General features: G+C 30.2%; 17 protein-coding genes and 1 tRNA gene. 5 read left to right on the top strand and 13 right to left on the bottom strand.

Features of this window, described 5'->3' with window-relative positions; translation table 11 throughout:
* Positions 1–12 precede the first annotated feature (12 nt).
* Positions 13–1,443: a type I glutamate--ammonia ligase gene (gene glnA, locus FMM58_RS07340; RefSeq protein WP_150141652.1), complete on the top strand. Its 1,431-nt coding sequence runs from the start codon at positions 13–15 to the stop codon at positions 1,441–1,443.
* Between the two features lie 1,628 nt (positions 1,444–3,071).
* Here the strand turns inward: glnA and FMM58_RS08805 are convergent.
* The 4 genes from FMM58_RS08805 to FMM58_RS07325 form a co-directional block, all read right to left on the bottom strand.
* Positions 3,072–3,218 (bottom strand): hypothetical protein, encoded by a 147-nt coding sequence (locus tag FMM58_RS08805; protein WP_190317969.1) that lies wholly within the window; start codon positions 3,216–3,218, stop codon positions 3,072–3,074.
* A gap of 81 nt (positions 3,219–3,299) precedes the next feature.
* Positions 3,300–3,767, bottom strand: coding sequence for a tRNA (cytidine(34)-2'-O)-methyltransferase (locus tag FMM58_RS07335; protein ID WP_150141651.1), 468 nt, complete (start codon positions 3,765–3,767; stop codon positions 3,300–3,302).
* A complete protein-coding gene (locus FMM58_RS07330) occupies positions 3,767–4,759 on the bottom strand; it encodes an alanine racemase (RefSeq protein ID WP_150141650.1) in 993 nt (330 codons plus the stop codon). The genes FMM58_RS07335 and FMM58_RS07330 overlap by 1 nt, the downstream gene beginning before the upstream one ends.
* Positions 4,759–5,739, bottom strand: a complete 981-nt coding sequence (locus tag FMM58_RS07325; RefSeq protein WP_150141649.1) for a murein L,D-transpeptidase family protein — start codon at positions 5,737–5,739, stop codon at positions 4,759–4,761. The genes FMM58_RS07330 and FMM58_RS07325 overlap by 1 nt, the downstream gene beginning before the upstream one ends.
* A gap of 181 nt (positions 5,740–5,920) precedes the next feature.
* Here FMM58_RS07325 and FMM58_RS07320 point away from each other — a divergent pair, with 181 nt between their 5' ends.
* Genes FMM58_RS07320 through FMM58_RS07310 form a run of 3 tightly spaced genes read left to right on the top strand, consistent with a single transcriptional unit; the run spans position 5,921 to position 7,371 of the window.
* Positions 5,921–6,391, top strand: a complete 471-nt coding sequence (locus tag FMM58_RS07320; protein WP_150141648.1) for a copper chaperone PCu(A)C — start codon at positions 5,921–5,923, stop codon at positions 6,389–6,391.
* Positions 6,378–6,815 carry a hypothetical protein gene (locus FMM58_RS07315; protein ID WP_150141647.1) on the top strand — a complete coding sequence of 146 codons (438 nt, stop codon included), beginning with the start codon at positions 6,378–6,380 and terminating at the stop codon, positions 6,813–6,815. The genes FMM58_RS07320 and FMM58_RS07315 overlap by 14 nt, the downstream gene beginning before the upstream one ends.
* Positions 6,816–6,819: 4 nt before the next feature.
* Positions 6,820–7,371 carry an SCO family protein gene (locus FMM58_RS07310; protein ID WP_150141645.1) on the top strand — a complete coding sequence of 184 codons (552 nt, stop codon included), beginning with the start codon at positions 6,820–6,822 and terminating at the stop codon, positions 7,369–7,371.
* Between the two features lie 150 nt (positions 7,372–7,521).
* Here the strand turns inward: FMM58_RS07310 and kcuS are convergent, their stop codons facing one another.
* The 9 genes from kcuS to secA form a co-directional block, all read right to left on the bottom strand.
* Positions 7,522–7,743 (bottom strand): KCU-star family selenoprotein, encoded by a 222-nt coding sequence (kcuS, locus tag FMM58_RS07305; protein ID WP_150141644.1) that lies wholly within the window; start codon positions 7,741–7,743, stop codon positions 7,522–7,524.
* Positions 7,709–9,823 (bottom strand): carbon starvation CstA family protein, encoded by a 2,115-nt coding sequence (locus tag FMM58_RS07300; RefSeq protein ID WP_150141642.1) that lies wholly within the window; start codon positions 9,821–9,823, stop codon positions 7,709–7,711. Before FMM58_RS07300 ends, kcuS begins: the two co-directional genes overlap by 35 nt.
* A 402-nt stretch (positions 9,824–10,225) precedes the next feature.
* Entirely contained in the window at positions 10,226–10,414 is a 189-nt protein-coding gene (locus FMM58_RS09040) for a Fic family protein (protein WP_223810278.1), read from the bottom strand.
* A gap of 129 nt (positions 10,415–10,543) precedes the next feature.
* Positions 10,544–10,696, bottom strand: a complete 153-nt coding sequence (locus tag FMM58_RS09035) for a hypothetical protein (RefSeq protein ID WP_190318980.1) — start codon at positions 10,694–10,696, stop codon at positions 10,544–10,546.
* The gene (locus FMM58_RS07290) at positions 10,693–10,911 is read right to left on the bottom strand and encodes a hypothetical protein (RefSeq protein ID WP_150151990.1); all 219 of its coding nucleotides are present in this window, start codon (positions 10,909–10,911) and stop codon (positions 10,693–10,695) included. Before FMM58_RS07290 ends, FMM58_RS09035 begins: the two co-directional genes overlap by 4 nt.
* A gap of 42 nt (positions 10,912–10,953) precedes the next feature.
* Positions 10,954–11,039: transfer RNA gene (locus FMM58_RS07285), tRNA-Leu, on the bottom strand.
* A 26-nt stretch (positions 11,040–11,065) separates the two neighbouring features.
* Positions 11,066–11,404: a F0F1 ATP synthase subunit C gene (locus FMM58_RS07280; protein WP_150141638.1), complete on the bottom strand. Its 339-nt coding sequence runs from the start codon at positions 11,402–11,404 to the stop codon at positions 11,066–11,068.
* A gap of 109 nt (positions 11,405–11,513) precedes the next feature.
* Positions 11,514–12,713: an ABC transporter permease gene (locus FMM58_RS07275; protein ID WP_150141636.1), complete on the bottom strand. Its 1,200-nt coding sequence runs from the start codon at positions 12,711–12,713 to the stop codon at positions 11,514–11,516.
* 4 nt (positions 12,714–12,717) lie between these two features.
* The gene (gene secA / locus FMM58_RS07270; RefSeq protein ID WP_150141634.1) at positions 12,718–15,294 is read right to left on the bottom strand and encodes a preprotein translocase subunit SecA; all 2,577 of its coding nucleotides are present in this window, start codon (positions 15,292–15,294) and stop codon (positions 12,718–12,720) included.
* Positions 15,295–15,394: 100 nt separating this feature from the next.
* Here secA and lolA point away from each other — a divergent pair, with 100 nt between their 5' ends.
* On the top strand, positions 15,395–15,904 hold the full coding sequence (gene lolA, locus FMM58_RS07265) for a LolA-like outer membrane lipoprotein chaperone (protein WP_411675310.1): 510 nt from the start codon (positions 15,395–15,397) through the stop codon (positions 15,902–15,904).

The following is a 15,904-nucleotide window of genomic DNA, read 5'->3' as shown; positions in this document are numbered from 1 at the left end:
AAGGAGTAAAAAATGGGTAAATTTGTTAATAATATTGACGAATTTTTTAAGTTTTGTGAAAAAAATGAGGTAATTTTTGCTGATTTTCGTTTTACTGATATGATAGGTACTTGGCATCATATTACCTATAATATACACGCTATTAGCAAGGAAACTTTTGAAGCAGGAATTCCTTTTGATGCAAGTTCGGTTAAGGCTTGGCAACCTATTGATAAATCTGATATGATTTTAAAACCTGACGCACAAAGTGCGTTTTTAGACCCCTTTACGGCCGACCAAACTATAGTTGTATTTTGTGATGTTTATGATATTTATAAGGGGCAAATGTATGAAAAATGCCCTAGAAGTATAGCAAAAAAGGCTATGAATTATCTAAAAAATAGTGGCATTGCTGATACTGCTTATTTTGGACCTGAAAATGAATTTTTTATCTTTGATAATGTAAAAATCGTAGATAGTTCAAATTGTATGAAATTTGAAGTAGATACAGAAGAAGGCGAGTGGAACGATGATAAGGACTATATTGATGGCTATAATACAGGGCATAGACCAAGGGCTAAGGGTGGTTATTTTCCAGTTCAACCTGTTGATTCTTTTGTTGATATTAGAGCTGAAATGGTTCAAACTCTTGAAAAAGTTGGTCTTAAAACCTTTGTTCATCACCACGAAGTAGCACAGGGACAATCTGAAATTGGTATAAATTTTGGCACCTTAGTTGAGGCTGCTGATAATGTACAAATTTATAAATATGTAGTAAAAATGGTAGCTCATTTAAATGGCAAAACAGCTACCTTTATGCCAAAACCTTTATATGGTGATAATGGCAATGGAATGCATGTACATATGAGTTTGTGGAAAGACGGGGTAAATTTATTTTATGATAAAGATGGCTATGGAGGTCTTAGCCAAACAGCTATTCATTATATAGGTGGAATTTTAAAAAATGCTAGAAGTGTAGCAGCCTTTACAAATCCAAGTTCAAATTCGTACAAAAGGATTATCCCTGGTTTTGAAGCACCTTGCATTTTAACCTATTCTTGTCAAAATAGAAGTGCAAGTTGTCGCGTACCTTATGGCACAGGCAAAAATTCAGCTCGCATTGAAATTCGTTTCCCTGATAGTACCTCTTGTCCTTATCTTGCCTTTGTAAGCTTGTTAATGGCAGGGCTTGATGGCATAGAAAATAAAACTACGCCTGTTGGTCCTATGGATGAAAATTTATTTGAATTAACCTTGGATGAAATTCGCGAAAAAGGTATAGAACAATTACCTCACACTCTAAGAGGAAGTTTAGAGGCCCTAATTCGTTACAATACCTTTTTAAAGCCTGTTATGAGTGATATTTTTATAGATGATTATCAACATTTAAAATTTGAAACTCAAGTGTGGCCGGTTGAGGCTAGGCCTACTGCTTATGAGTTTAAAACCTGCTATTCTTGTTAATTTAAGCGACTTTTTCAGTCGCTTAAATTAAATATTATTTTTAATCTTTTTGTATTATAACGTCGAAATTTTTCAAGGAGTTTTACAATGAAAGTTAAAATTTTAGTATTTAGCTTACTTGATATTTTATTTGTAGCAAAGATGAGTTAAAGAATAATGCTATAAAAGATAGAAATTATTATGAAACACATGAAGATAAACTTAATGCTAAATTTGATTGGTGTTTAAATAAAATTAAACAAAATGGTGGCGATGGAGTAGATATTAAATAAGTATTTTCATATAGAACTCAACATATATTTTCTAGGGCAAAATACCTTGCAAGCTTACTTGAAGACTATGAATACATTCATTTTAAAGATGATAAAATCGATATGGAAAACTGCATTATGGCAACCACAATAATATGCGATAGAATTTTAGCAAAAGAAATGCAATAATTAATGTCATCTCAACAATAATCCATTATGTAAATTTAAATTTGCATAATGGAATTTAAATATAATTTACTATATTTTTAATCCTTAAAAAACCAATTAGCTTTAAAAAAACCTTATTATGAAATTTCAAAAATTATACTTAAAGTATAGCCATTTTTATAAATTTTTTCGTTTTTTAAATCTGAAAAACTTACTGCATATGTAAGTATCTTACCACTTTCAAACACTTTTCCTACTAAAGCTTTTGAAAAATCGCTAGTATGTATATAAAGCACATCTAATTTTTATCTTAGGTCTTATGCTATTATCTATCTCAATCATAAAAATATCATAATCATTCATATCTTTATAATTTTCATGTTCATATAAATATAATGGTATCATTTTTGGATAAATACATTTTTTAATTATTTTTGGATTATATATCCAAAAAATATTTTGAAATTTGCCTCTAAGAGAATCTAATGTAAAAAAAACAAGCTTAGTAATTTTTTTGAAATACTAATTTATTATCTTGCATAATAAATTGTGGAATATATTCAAAATTACAACGATTTTTTATATTTGTATACAAATTTTTCCTGTTTAAATTACAAGCTTTAATACGAGAAGTAAGCACATTCTGCATATAAAAATAAATAAAAATATAAAAAAATCATTAAATTTCTTTAATAATATACAATATTCCAACATATTGTATATCTTGGTCTATTTGATTTTATATAAGATAATTATATAATTTTTCCCAATTATAGTTAAGTTGTAATGTAGTCATTGGTATATGTCCTGTATGAATATAACATGAATTATTTCCATATTCATAGCAAACTAAACTCTGTAAAATTTTGTTTTTTTCAGAATAATCATCAGAATATCTATACAGAAGTATCTGGTGTAAAAATTTTATATGTAATATATGTTTTTATATAGGACTATTAAACACAATCTCAATTTCATTATTATTAAAAAACAAATTTGCTTTTATTTCTTTTTTGCCAATGTCGTATTCTTTATATTTTAAGATAAGCTTCGTCTCATTACTAATATTTAGCTTATTAATTACCAACCTATAAGAAATATTAGTAATAGATAGCCATACTTTTTTATTGTTTAAAACAATATTTATCTTTGTCCTTCTGATATTATTTTTGATTGTGTGTTTCCATTCAAAACTTTAAAATTGTATATTTATTCTCTATTTTCAATCTTTGCAATCTCGTATATTGATGCAAAAAGTACTATATTTTTTTCATTATACTCATATAAATTATTAGAATTTTTATAATCTAGGGCATATAAATTTAAACACAATAAAATAATTAATATTTTTTTCATTGTTTATCCTTGGTTTTTTAATAATTAATTATATCAATTTTTTTATTTTACAAACAAAAATTTTTAAAATACTTGTATAAACTAAGCCTTAAAATAAGTAAAATTTTGCCTTAATGCTTCATAGCTTATAATGCCAACGCTTGTGGCCAAATTTAAACTTCTGCCACATTCTTTCATAGGAATTTTAATCATATTTTCTTTATTTAAATCCATTAATGATAAAGGCAAACCAAAGCTTTCACTGCCAAAAAATAGGTAATCCCCTTCTTTAAATTTAACTTCAAAATAAGCTTTAACGCCCTTAGTTGTAGCAAAAAAGAACTGTTGTTGAAAAGCTAAATTCTTAGCCAAAAACTCGTCTAAATTCTCCCAAATAATAGGTTCTAACTTAGCCCAATAATCAAGACCAGCCCTTTTAAGTGCCTTATTTGATATATCAAAAATGGTAGGCTTTATGATATGTAAGGTAAAACCTGCATTAAAACACATTCTACCGATGCTACCTGTATTTTGTGGAATGCGTGGATTTACTAAGACTATATTAAACATTAAACAAGAATTCTTTTAATATTTGGGTGTAATTTTACTAAAATTTCATAGCTTATAGTGTTAAAAAAATCTGCCCAAATTTGAGCGTCTTTTAAAACACAAATTTCATCCCCACTATCTTCGCAAGAAAAACTATCCATAGACATTCTACCAAGCATTTTTTTACCATTTGCTAAATACAAAATTCCTTTTCCATTGTATCTAAATAAACCATCCGCATAGCCTAAATCATAAGTTGCTATATTTATACTTTCTTTTGCTACAAATTTACCACCATAGCCCACACCTTGCCCGACTTCTAAAACCCTAGAACTAAGTTTATGAGCGTATAAACTTAAAATTTTTTGCAAACTTTCATCACCATAACCAAACTGCGTTAAACCTACCCTGCATAACTCATCTTTTGGAAAATTATTTGTTCTAAAAAGGGCCGATGAATTATAAGAATGAAAAAGCAAATCTTTTTTAGCTAAATTTTTTATAATTTTCTTAGCCATTTCAAAGATATTTTTTTGTATAAAAAAACTTGCGTCCATTTCATCAGAACCCGCAAAATGCGTAAAAATTCCTTCTAAATTTAGCTTATTTTTTAAAATTTCTTTATAGGCAAATTCTAAATTTTGAACACAAACGCCATTTCTATGCATTGCTGTATCTATTTTTAAATGAATGCGAGTATTTTCTTTAAATAAACGGGCTTTTGAGATATCATTTAAGGCATAAATAAAGGCTGAGTTTTCATTGCTATTTGGGATATGAGATAGGATTAAGATATTATCAAAAAAAGCCTTTAACTCATTAGCCTCACCTTCATTTTTAACGGCTATGAAATTTACACCCATATTTTTTGCAATGGGTGCTAAAAGCGTGGCTGAGTGCCCATAAGCATTATCTTTAAAAACGCAAATTATCTTATTAAAACCACCTGCCCTAGTTGCAATTTTATTTAAATTTGCTTCGTAGAATTTTTGATTTATTCTAATTAAAGACATTATTTTTCTGCGAGAATTTGCATCTTGCCATTATTTCCTAACCTTACATACAAAACCTTATCGCCTCTAAATTGATAATTTTTTGTGTAATAATCTTCAAAAAATGATATCCTATACATTTTATCGCCATTTATATTTGGATAAGGGCTTATAGAGATATTTGAGAATTTAATAACCTTATGTTCTTTGCGCGAAAAAATACTTCTTTTCATTTCGGCAAATTGTGAAAACTGACTCTTATCAAAGCGTCTAAAATTATCCTTATCATAAAAACTTAGATAGGTATCAACATCGCTAATTGTCCAAGCATGTTTCCAAGCAAATAAATCAGCAAAAAGTCCTGCTATCTCATCCTTTGAGGCACTTACATAATCCTTTTCTTCTGTTAAAACAAAGACCTTAGTTTTACCATCATCAAGCACCTTTGAAAAATTTTCCAATTGGTCATTTGTTAAAGCTATACAACCTCTCGTTTTGAATTCATCAAGCCTTTCTCCATCAAGAGGATAACCATGAATCCAAATTCCACCACCTGTTTTACCTTGTAACTGATCAAGTAAATTTGGATAAGAAGTAGCAAAAGCAAGAGGTCCATAATACTGATCAGGTCTAAACTTACGACCCAGCTCATAAAAACCAACAGGCGTTTTTAAATCGCCTTCTTTTTCTTTATCGCCCATTAAGCCGGTAATTACATCTTTTTGTTCAAATTGTTGCTGTAAAACCCCGTTTTTATAAGAATAAACCCTTACTACCTTATCTGTTTTATTTGTCCTAACGATAAAGGCATCATTATCATAATATCCCAAAGAAATATCCTTATTTGCTAGTTGCTCAAGCCAAAGATTTTTATTTGCAAGTTCTTTTTCAATAGCCACACCAACAGCTTCTAAGCCGTCATTTAAATAAATTTTTACCAAATCAGCAGAGGCGAATAAGCTAGTTATGAAAAGAAAAAAAATCGTAATTAATCTTAACAAAATTTATCCTTATTGAAATGAAATTAAAGTGAAATTATATTATTTTTTTCTTAAATAAAAGCAAATCTAAAAATATTTATTAAAAACAACTCAAATTTAATAATCGTTTGCAAAAAGTTAATTTTTATTTTTTATAATACAAAACTTGTTTTTTACAAGCAATATATTCAAAGGAGAAAATATGAAAAAAGCGATGCTTTCTTTAAGTCTTTTAAGCCTTGGGCTCTTTGCAGCAGATATTAGCGTAGAGGATGTTTTTGTTAAACAAACTCCTCCAAATGCAAAAAATAGTGCTATCTTTTTAACGCTTAAAAATAACAGCGACAAAGACATAGCCTTAGTTAGTGCAAAATCAAATTTAAGCGATAAGGTAGAACTTCACACTCATACTAATCAAGATGGCAAAATGTCTATGATTAAGGTTGATAAGATAGATATTAAAGCTCATTCTAATACTGCTTTAAGACCTGGCAGTTATCATATAATGCTTTTAGATATTAAAAATCCAGTTGATGCAAATACTAGGGCTGATTTAACTCTTGTTTTTGATAATAAAGAAAGTATAGAGCTTAAAAATATTTCTAGCAAAGAACTTAAAAAGCCTAACCACCCAAAACCAAAGGGTGATAACACAACAAATGATAAAAAATAAAATTTTTCTTATTTTAATCTTTGTTATTATACTTGGCATTGCTTTATATGGGCTTTTGCCAAGTTTTTCAAATGAAAATTTACTTCCCTTAGAATGTAATTTAAATAAAGAAAATTGTGAATATAAATTTAAAGATAAAATGGTTAAAATTTCACTTAATCCTAAACCTCTACAGGCAATGGATATTACTCATTTAGTAGTTGAAAATTTACCTGAATTTGAAAATTTAAAACTAGAACTTTATGGGCTTAATATGGATATGGGTAAGATAAAACCAAGATTAATTAGACTTGAAAATGGTAATTATATAAGTAAAATTGTACTTAGTCTTTGTAGCTTAGAACAAATGCGTTTTAGAGGCGAATTTATACAAGATAATAAGCCTATAGGGCTTCATTTTGATTTTGATTTAACAAATAGGTAAGAATATGAAAAAAATTTTAATTGCTTTAATAGTATTTTTATGTGTAATAATGACTTTTTTTTACTTTAAAGATACAAATAAATACGACTTTGTGCTTAATTCTGAATTTGGAGAAAATACTACTTTATCAACCTTTAAGGGTAAAAAATTAATTATTTATTTTGGCTATACCTTTTGCCCTGATGTCTGCCCTGCAACCTTAGTAGTTTTAGCACAAGAATTAGAAAAACTTGAAAATAAAGACGCTTATTTATTATTTGTTTCCCTTGATATTGAAAGAGATAAGGATATTAAAAAAACAAATGAGTGGTTAAGGTATTTTTACCCAAATTCCACCTCTTTAATAGCTAGTAATGAAAAAACTTTGCAAAAAATAGCAAATAATTATGGGGTAAAATACCATAAAGTTGACTTGCACGATTCTTTTATGCAATACTCAGTAGCCCATAGCAACGCCTTATATTTTATAGATGAAAATGGTAACTTTTGGGGAGATATCACAAATTTAGACCCAGAAGAATTACAAGATACCTTAAAGAAATTTTTGCAAGGATAGATTTATTTATAAATAAAAAATTTTTGACATTTTTACAAAAAAGTTAATTGATTAACCACAAAGAAAATTCAAAAAAGTACGCTAATAGTAAATGAAGAACTCACATTATACAAATATGTAATTTTATTAAAAAATGTTGTTAAGAAATTCTTAACAACATTTACCTACGCCACCACTATTATATCTTTTTTCTAAACGTTCTTTGAAAAACTCACCTCTGCTTTGTGGTTTTCTATCAGGGTGTGCTTTTTTCATATGTTCTAAATATTTATCATAACTTGAAAGCCCAACAAGTGGATGGAAAAACCTTTCGGCTTTTCCATATATATGCTTTATTCTACTGACTATTTTTAATGGAGTCGAGTTTGACATAAGCATTTTCCTTAAGAGGAATTTTAATCTTACCAAAGCAAATACCAGCGCAAGCGATGATTACAAGCAAGGTAGTTATCATAAAGAATATACATAAAACAGCATTTAGAATATTAGCAAATTTAGACTGAGACGCGATAGATAGGTCTTTTTCAATCTTAGCTTTTTCGGCTTCATCTTGTATACTAGCAAGTTGGGCTTTTAAGGCTTCTATTTTATCGCCTTGTACCTTAGCAACTGCAATGTGTGAAACAGCATTATGAACCCTATCACCTTCTTTGTAAGGTAAAACTTTTTGAATTCCACCATAAAGAGTAGCTACTAAAACAAAGATAGCAGGTACAAGTGTAACCCAAGTGTAACGGGCTTTTCCCATTTTTACTAAGATAGCAGTAACTAAAAGCAAAGCCATACCAGCTAACATTTGGTTACTTACGCCAAAGAGTGGCCAAAGTGTATAAATACCACCTTTTGGGTCGATTGCCCCTTGATAAAGGAAATACCCCCAGCAAGCAACGCCTATAAGGGTAGCCAAAACACCAGCCCAGAAATTATGGATATTGCCAAGTGGTTTATAAATATGACTTAACATATCTTGTACCATAAAACGGCAAGCCCTAGTACCAGCATCAACGGCTGTTAAAATAAATAAGGCTTCGAATAAAATAGCAAAGTGATACCAGAATTTCATCATATCAACCCCACCTAATAATTCATGTAAAATCAAAGTAACGCCGATAGCAAAGGTAGGAGCACCACCTGTTCTTGAAAGAATAGTTTTTTCACCTATATTTTGTGTAAGATTGTTAATATCTTCTGGTGTTACCTTAAAGCCCCATTCTGAAATCACAACAGCAGCTTGTGCTACATCACTAGTAATTAAAGCAGCTGAGGAATTTACAGCAAAATAAAGACCAGGTTGTAAGATAGAAGCACAAATTAAAGCCATGATACCAACAGCACTTTCTGCAAGCATTGAACCATAACCTACAGGCAAGGCGTGGGTTTCATTTTCAAGCATTTTTGGAGTTGTACCACTTGAAATAAGGGCATGGAAACCACTAATAGCGCCACACGCAATGGTTATAAACAAGAAAGGAAACCAAGCACCAGCAAAAACAGGACCTGTTCCATCTAAATATTGTGGATTAATCTTTGGCATTTGTAAATTTGGGGCAACAAAAATAATAGCAATAGCCATTAATACGATAACACCTATTTTTAAGAATGTTGAAAGATAATCACGAGGTGCTAATAAAAACCATACAGGTAAGATTGCAGCGATAAAGCCATAAGCCATAACTATTAAAGATAAGGTAGGAGCATCATAAGTAAAATACGCAGCAAGAGCTGGATTATTAGCTACATCATTACCCCAATAAATAGATAAAAGCAAAAGTATAAAACCTATAACAGAGGCCTCTCCAACCTTACCAGGACGCCAAAAACGCATATAAAGACCCATGAAAATCGCAATAGGAATAGTCATTGCGATAGTAAATAGACCCCAAGGAGAATCAGCTAAAGCCTTTACAACAACCATGGCTAAAATCGCAATGATAATAATCATAATACCAAAGATTGCGACCATAGCAACACCACCTGTAAAAGTGCCCATTTCATCTTTAATCATTTCGCCAAGTGAGCGACCATTTCTACGAGTAGAGATGAAAAGAACAACAAAGTCATGTACTGAACCTGCTAAAACGCCACCAACCAAAAGCCAAAGCATTGAAGGCAAGTAACCCATTTGAGCAGCTAGTATAGGACCTACCAAAGGACCAGCACCAGCAATAGCAGCGAAGTGATGGCCAAATAAAACATATTTGTTTGTAGGAACAAAATCACGTCCGTCATCTTGAGTAACAGCCGGAGTTGCTCTATTTTTATCAAGTCCTAAAACATTATAAGCAACAAAGCGACCATAAAATCTATATCCAATAGCATAGATACAAATCGCTGCGACAACTAGATAGATTGCCGATACTGTTTCGCCATTTTGTAATGCCAGATAGCAAAAACAAAAGGCACCAAGAACAGCTATAAATAGCCATAGTATTTTATTAGTAATACTACTCATTCATTCTCTCCTTAAATTAAATTACATTACAAGATTAGCAAAATAAAAATTAAAATTAGTGAAAAAAGTTAAAAATTGTATAATTTTTTACTAAAAGTAACATTTTTTATTAATTTTTAAAACTAAACTTAAATTTAGCTTTAAAAAATATTTATGTATAACTTGAAATTTATTGAAAATTTAAAGTTATTTGTGTTTGTTTTTAGTGAAAATGTTTATTACCTACGCCTATGCTTATTTTTAGTATCCATTGTCTTATAAATTACTATCAGTTAATAAATCACTAAGATTTTCTTTATTTTCTTTTAAATATAATAAATTGCATTTAAATAAATTTCGTACTTGTTCTAATTGTAATTTACTTGCTAAAATACTTGAATCAATAAAATGTTTTTTAGGGATTTAATTTAAATCTAGTTCATATCCAGCATTTTTAGCTAATTGATTAATAAAAGTGCGTTGTGTTCTGCCATTGCCCTCTCTAAAAGGATGCAAGGCGTTTAAATTTGTAAAAAAATCCGTAATCTTATCTAAAAATTCATCACTTTCTAAGCCACAAAATAGCCTATTTTCTTTTAAATCGTTAAAAATTTCATCTGCCTAAATCGCCAGGTACAAAATGCGTCAAACCCTTTAAAAATGGCATTAATAAATTTAATTCAAACCTATCTTTTCCTGCCCACTCATAGACATCTTAAAATAAAAAATAATGAATAGCCTTTAAATGTTTATAATCAAATAAGCCTTGATATGGTTAAAAAATAATTGCTTCTCCCTAGCTTCAACCATTTTTACTTCTTTTTCAAATAATTCTTTTAAATTATTTGCCCCTATTTTATTAGTTTTAAGCAAGAAATTATCAAATTCTGTCATTTAACTCCCCAAGCCCTTAGTTTTTCATTCATAATATCTTCGGAGTCTTCACCTCTATCAATCCTAATTAAATCAAAAATATCCTCTTCATCCAAATACATACCCTCAATTGCCGAATTTCCTATAATAGAAAGATTTTGTTTATATTGTTCGTAAGTTAATTCATCTTTGTAGCGATTTAAAAGATCGATACATTTTTGAATTTGTAGGTCCATATTAGCACCTTTGCAAAAATTACAAAATTGTATAAAATAAAATGGTGCGGTTAGCGAGATTTGAACTCGCACACGCGTGGCGCACTACCCCCTCAAGATAGCGTGTCTACCAATTCCACCATAACCGCAAAAGCCCTAAATAAGGGCTTCATTTTTAAGCAAAAGGTATAAAAGGGTTAGCATAAAGGGCGATTAATGCAATAACAAGTGCGTAAATAACTTGTGCTTCTATCATCGCTAATGCGATAAACATTGTTGTCATTAATTTCCCACCAAGTCCTGGATTTCTTGCAGTACCAGCAATGGTAGCAGCCGCAGTATGTCCCATACCTATAGCCCCACCAAGTGCAGCAACACCAAGTCCAACACCAGCAGCTAAAACAGAAAAAGCTTTAATCCAAACATTGATTGCTTCTTGTTCAACAGGAGCATTTCCAACATCAGCTAATGCAACCACTACAAAAGCCATGAGTAAAAAAACAATTTTTTTCATCGTAAGACCTTTAAAAAGAATTTGTTTTAAATCCGTTCGGCTTGCGTATCCCTACTTAACATTTAAAACGGCTATTATTATAACAATTGCTAACTTTAAATAAATTTAATTACTCATTTCTTAAAGCATCTAAAACATCAATTTGAGTTGCCTTTTTTGCAGGGTAAAATGAAGAAAAAGCTATTATAAGCAAGGTGCCTATTAGGGTAAGCAAAAAATCTAAAATGGATAAATCAAGAGGAAGCTTACTAGTACCATAAACATCAGCTGGTAAATTTATAATATTAAAATTTCCTAGTACAAAAAGCACTATAAAGGCAAGTATAATCCCACATATCATTCCACTTCCACCGATTAACATGCCTAGTACAAAAAAGCTTTTGTTAACTTCTTTTTTACTGGCACCTAGTGCAAGTAAGATAGCTATTTCATTACGTCTAGTCATAACTATCATTAAAAGTGAGCTAACTATATTTAAACTAGCTACTAGGATAATTAACATTAACACTATAAAAAGTGCCCTTTTTTCGAGTTCAAATGCAGAAAAAAAATTTGAGTTTTGTTCCCACCAACCTATACTAGCATAATCATCGCCTAAGAAATTTTTTATCCTTTCAATATCCTTAAAGGCATCATTTGAAAAGACATGCACTCCATCATACACATCAAAGATATTTAAAATTTTTCTAAGGGCATTTACATCAACAAACATATAAGCCTTATCATAAAAAGCAAGACCAGAAGTAAAACAAGCCTTTACATCAAAACGTTTTGTTTGAGGTATCAAAGAAAAGCCACTTGGATTAAAATTTGAAAAAATAAGCGTGTGTTTATCATCTTTTTGTAAATTGAACTCACTTGCTAGATTACAACCTATTAAAATATCATAATTGCTTAATTTTTTATCCTTTAAGGCCTTTGCAATAACTTCATTTATCTTTATCTCATCACTAAAATTTACACCAAAGACAATGCCACCTTCAAAGCGATTGTCGCCCTTTGAAATAACTTGAGTACTTAGATAAGGACTAAAATTTAAATTTGGAAATTGAGTTTTTAAACTATTTATAAGATTATCATCAATCCTTGCGTAAAATTTTGGCAAGATTGTAATAGGATAATTCATAACAAAAAAACGTTTTTGAAATTCCTTGTCAAAGCCATTCATTATAGCCATAGCAACAAGTAAAACGCAAAGCCCTACACATACGCCTAAAAAGGCTAAAATCATTGATAGGGCTATAAAGGGTTGTTCTTTGTCAAATCTTAGATATTTAAAAAGTAAATATCTTAAAACGCTTTTTTTCATTATTTTAAGCTAAAATTCCTTGCTTTGGACCACTTTTTCCATGGCATTCTTTGTATTTTTTACCACTACCACAAGGACATTTTGCATTTCTTGGTACCTTTTTAAATTCAGCCTCGCCACCTTCGCTTACTCCAATTTCCACGCTTTGTGCCCTTAATTTTTCAGCTTCTTCATTTACCTTTTCTTCAAGCTGTTCTTGTAAGCTATCCTTTAAAACAATGCTAAATAAAAGCTTAACACTATCAAATTTAATGCGTTCGACAAGCTCTAAAAATAAATTATAACTTTCTTTTTTATATTCTACTAAGGGATCTTTTTGATTATAACCTCTTAATCCTATGCCCGTTTTTAAGATATCCATTTGATATAAATGCTCTCTCCAAGCATTGTCAAGCACTTGCAAATATAAAATTCTTTCTATATTTCTAAGCTGGTTTGTTGGAATGGATTGCATTTTGTTATTATAAGATTGTTCTAAAATTTCATTTAATTTATCTTGAATTTCTAGTATGCTTAAATTTGTAAAATCTTCTTTTATTATTTGGGTAGAACAATCATGTAAAATTGTATTTTTTAAGCTTTCAAAATGCTCTCCACTTAAACTTTCTTCAATCATATACTCACTAATTACACTAGCTACATACTCAGCAATATTTTGAGAAATTTTAGCCCTAATATCATAATTTTCATCTAAAAGCTCGTTTCTATATTTATAAATACTCTTTCTTTGTTCATTTGCTACATCATCATACTCTAAAAGGTGTTTTCTACTTTCAAAATGCAAACTCTCTACTTTTTTTTGTGCATTTTCAACTGCCCTTGTAACAATACCTGATTCTATGCTTTCGCCTTCTTTTATACCAAGTCTATCCATAATAGCCTTAATTCTATCACCCCCAAAAATTCGCAAAAGATTATCTTCTAAACTTAGATAAAAACGACTCATTCCAGGGTCTCCTTGCCTACCTGAACGACCTCTTAATTGATTGTCAATGCGTCTGCTTTCATGCCTTTCAGTGCCTATTATGTAAAGTCCTCCAAGTTCTCTTACCTCATCATCAATCTTTATATCAACGCCTCTACCAGCCATATTCGTAGCTATAGTTACAGCACCCTTTTTTCCAGCATCTGCTATGATTAAGGCCTCTTGTTCATGGTTTTTTGCATTTAAAACATGGTGAGGGATTTTTTCCTTAACTAGCATATTATGAAAAACTTCACTTCTTTCTATGCTTGCAGTTCCTACTAAAACAGGTTGTCCCTTTGCATTTGCGTATTTTATCTCATCAATTACAGCCTTAAATTTTTCATCTTGAGTTTTATAAATTAAATCATGCCTATCTTGCCTAATAACAGGGATATTCGTAGGTATTGAAACAACGTCAAGTCTATAAATTTGTGAAAACTCGGCTGCTTCAGTTTGAGCTGTTCCTGTCATACCTGCTAATTTTTTATACATTCTAAAATAATTTTGAAAGGTTATATCGGCTAGTGTTTGACTTTCTTCTTGGATCTTAACCCCTTCTTTTGCCTCTAAGGCTTGATGTAAGCCCTCGCTAAATCTCCTACCCTCACTTAATCTACCTGTAAACTCATCCACTATAACTACTTCTTGATTTCTTAGCACGTAATGAACATCTTTTTCAAAAAGATTATGAGCCTTTAAAGCTTGGTCCAATTGGTGTGCTAAAATAGCATTATCAAGGCTATATAAATTTTCAACCCCAAAAAGCTTTTCTGCCTTTGAAATTCCTTCTTCTGTGATTAAAATCGAACGATTTTTTTCATCTACTACAAAATCACCTTGTGGTTTAGCCGGTGGAATTACATTTTCCGCCCTTTGCATTTGCTTGGCTACTTCATTTGCCTTAATATATCCATCTAGTGTGCGATTTGTTGGACCACTGATTATTAAAGGCGTTCTTGCCTCGTCTATTAAAATACTATCAACCTCGTCTACAATCACAAAATTATGTCCTCTTTGAACCTTATCAGAGGCTGCAAATTTCATATTATCACGCAAATAATCAAAGCCAAATTCATTATTTGTACCATAGGTAATATCGCAAGTATAAGCAAGTTTATGCTCATCATCTGAATTTGAAAGCACTACCCCTACTGAAAAACCTAAAAAATTATATAAAACGCCCATTTGTTCAGCATCTCTTTTAGCTAAATAATCATTTACCGTTACAACATGCACGCCCTTTAAAGTAATGGCATTTAAAACCACAGGCAAGGTGGCTACAAGGGTTTTTCCCTCCCCTGTTTTCATCTCAGCAATCTTTCCTTCGTGAAGTACCATACCTCCTATTAATTGCACATCAAAATGTCTCATTTGTAAGGTTCTTTTACCTACCTCTCTAACAATGGCAAAAACATCACACAAAACATCATCAAGGCTTCTTTCATCTTTTAAAACTGATTCTTTTATTTTATTAAATTCAGTCTTTAAATCTTCATCGTTTAAGGCTTCATAACGAGATTCAAGGGAGTTTATTTGTTCTACACGTTTAAGATATTTTTTAACTTCTCTTTCATTTTTTGTACCAAATATAGATTGTAAAGCTTTTGCAAACATTTAAAAACCTTTGCTAGAAATTTTAAAGTCCTTATTATAACGATTATTTAATTAAATTTAGCTAGAATACAAATAAAAATATGAAATTTTTTAAAGGATTATTATGAGAATTATTCTTTGCCTATTTTTGTGTCTTTTGCAAGGCTTTTGCTTTAATTTAAGTTTTAAAAATTTTTCTAGTGATTTTACTCAAAGTGTTAGTTCAAAAAATTCAAAGATTGATTACAAAGGACATTTTATAATAACTCCAAATCAAGCCTTTTGGAAGTATGAAAGCCCTAATAAAAAAGAAATTTATATAAATAAAGAAGATATTGTTATAATAGAACATGACTTAGAACAAGTTATTTTTTCTAAATTTGATAAGGTACCAAATTTAAGCGAAATTTTCAAAAAAGCAAAACAAATAGATAGCAAAACCTACGAGGCAAAATATGACAATATCAATTACACTATAAAATTAAATAAAGATAGCGTTGAAAATATATCTTATCAAGATGAATTTGAAAACAATATTTTAATAGAATTTTACAATCAAAACAAAGATGATTTTATAAATTCAAATGTCTTTACTCCTAAAATTCCTAAGCATTATGATAAGGTTCGCTAA

The sequence above is a fragment of the Campylobacter sp. LR291e genome, assembly GCF_008633915.1.
In the GTDB taxonomy this organism is placed as follows: domain Bacteria; phylum Campylobacterota; class Campylobacteria; order Campylobacterales; family Campylobacteraceae; genus Campylobacter_D.
Note: the sequence above shows the minus strand (reverse complement) of the source record. Positions and strands in the feature narration are given on the sequence as shown.

What these genes read in the sequence shown, in the direction of transcription:
- glnA (WP_150141652.1), top strand. Translation starts at nt 13, where the DNA reads ATGGGTAAATTTGTTAATAATATTGACGAATTTTTTAAGTTTTGTGAA.
- FMM58_RS08805 (WP_190317969.1), bottom strand. Translation starts at nt 3,218, where the DNA reads ATGAAAAAAATATTAATTATTTTATTGTGTTTAAATTTATATGCCCTA.
- FMM58_RS07335 (WP_150141651.1), bottom strand. Translation starts at nt 3,767, where the DNA reads ATGTTTAATATAGTCTTAGTAAATCCACGCATTCCACAAAATACAGGT.
- FMM58_RS07330 (WP_150141650.1), bottom strand. Translation starts at nt 4,759, where the DNA reads ATGTCTTTAATTAGAATAAATCAAAAATTCTACGAAGCAAATTTAAAT.
- FMM58_RS07320 (WP_150141648.1), top strand. Translation starts at nt 5,921, where the DNA reads ATGAAAAAAGCGATGCTTTCTTTAAGTCTTTTAAGCCTTGGGCTCTTT.
- FMM58_RS07315 (WP_150141647.1), top strand. Translation starts at nt 6,378, where the DNA reads ATGATAAAAAATAAAATTTTTCTTATTTTAATCTTTGTTATTATACTT.
- FMM58_RS07310 (WP_150141645.1), top strand. Translation starts at nt 6,820, where the DNA reads ATGAAAAAAATTTTAATTGCTTTAATAGTATTTTTATGTGTAATAATG.
- kcuS (WP_150141644.1), bottom strand. Translation starts at nt 7,743, where the DNA reads ATGTCAAACTCGACTCCATTAAAAATAGTCAGTAGAATAAAGCATATA.
- FMM58_RS07300 (WP_150141642.1), bottom strand. Translation starts at nt 9,823, where the DNA reads ATGAGTAGTATTACTAATAAAATACTATGGCTATTTATAGCTGTTCTT.
- FMM58_RS09035 (WP_190318980.1), bottom strand. Translation starts at nt 10,696, where the DNA reads ATGACAGAATTTGATAATTTCTTGCTTAAAACTAATAAAATAGGGGCA.
- FMM58_RS07290 (WP_150151990.1), bottom strand. Translation starts at nt 10,911, where the DNA reads ATGGACCTACAAATTCAAAAATGTATCGATCTTTTAAATCGCTACAAA.
- FMM58_RS07280 (WP_150141638.1), bottom strand. Translation starts at nt 11,404, where the DNA reads ATGAAAAAAATTGTTTTTTTACTCATGGCTTTTGTAGTGGTTGCATTA.
- FMM58_RS07275 (WP_150141636.1), bottom strand. Translation starts at nt 12,713, where the DNA reads ATGAAAAAAAGCGTTTTAAGATATTTACTTTTTAAATATCTAAGATTT.
- secA (WP_150141634.1), bottom strand. Translation starts at nt 15,294, where the DNA reads ATGTTTGCAAAAGCTTTACAATCTATATTTGGTACAAAAAATGAAAGA.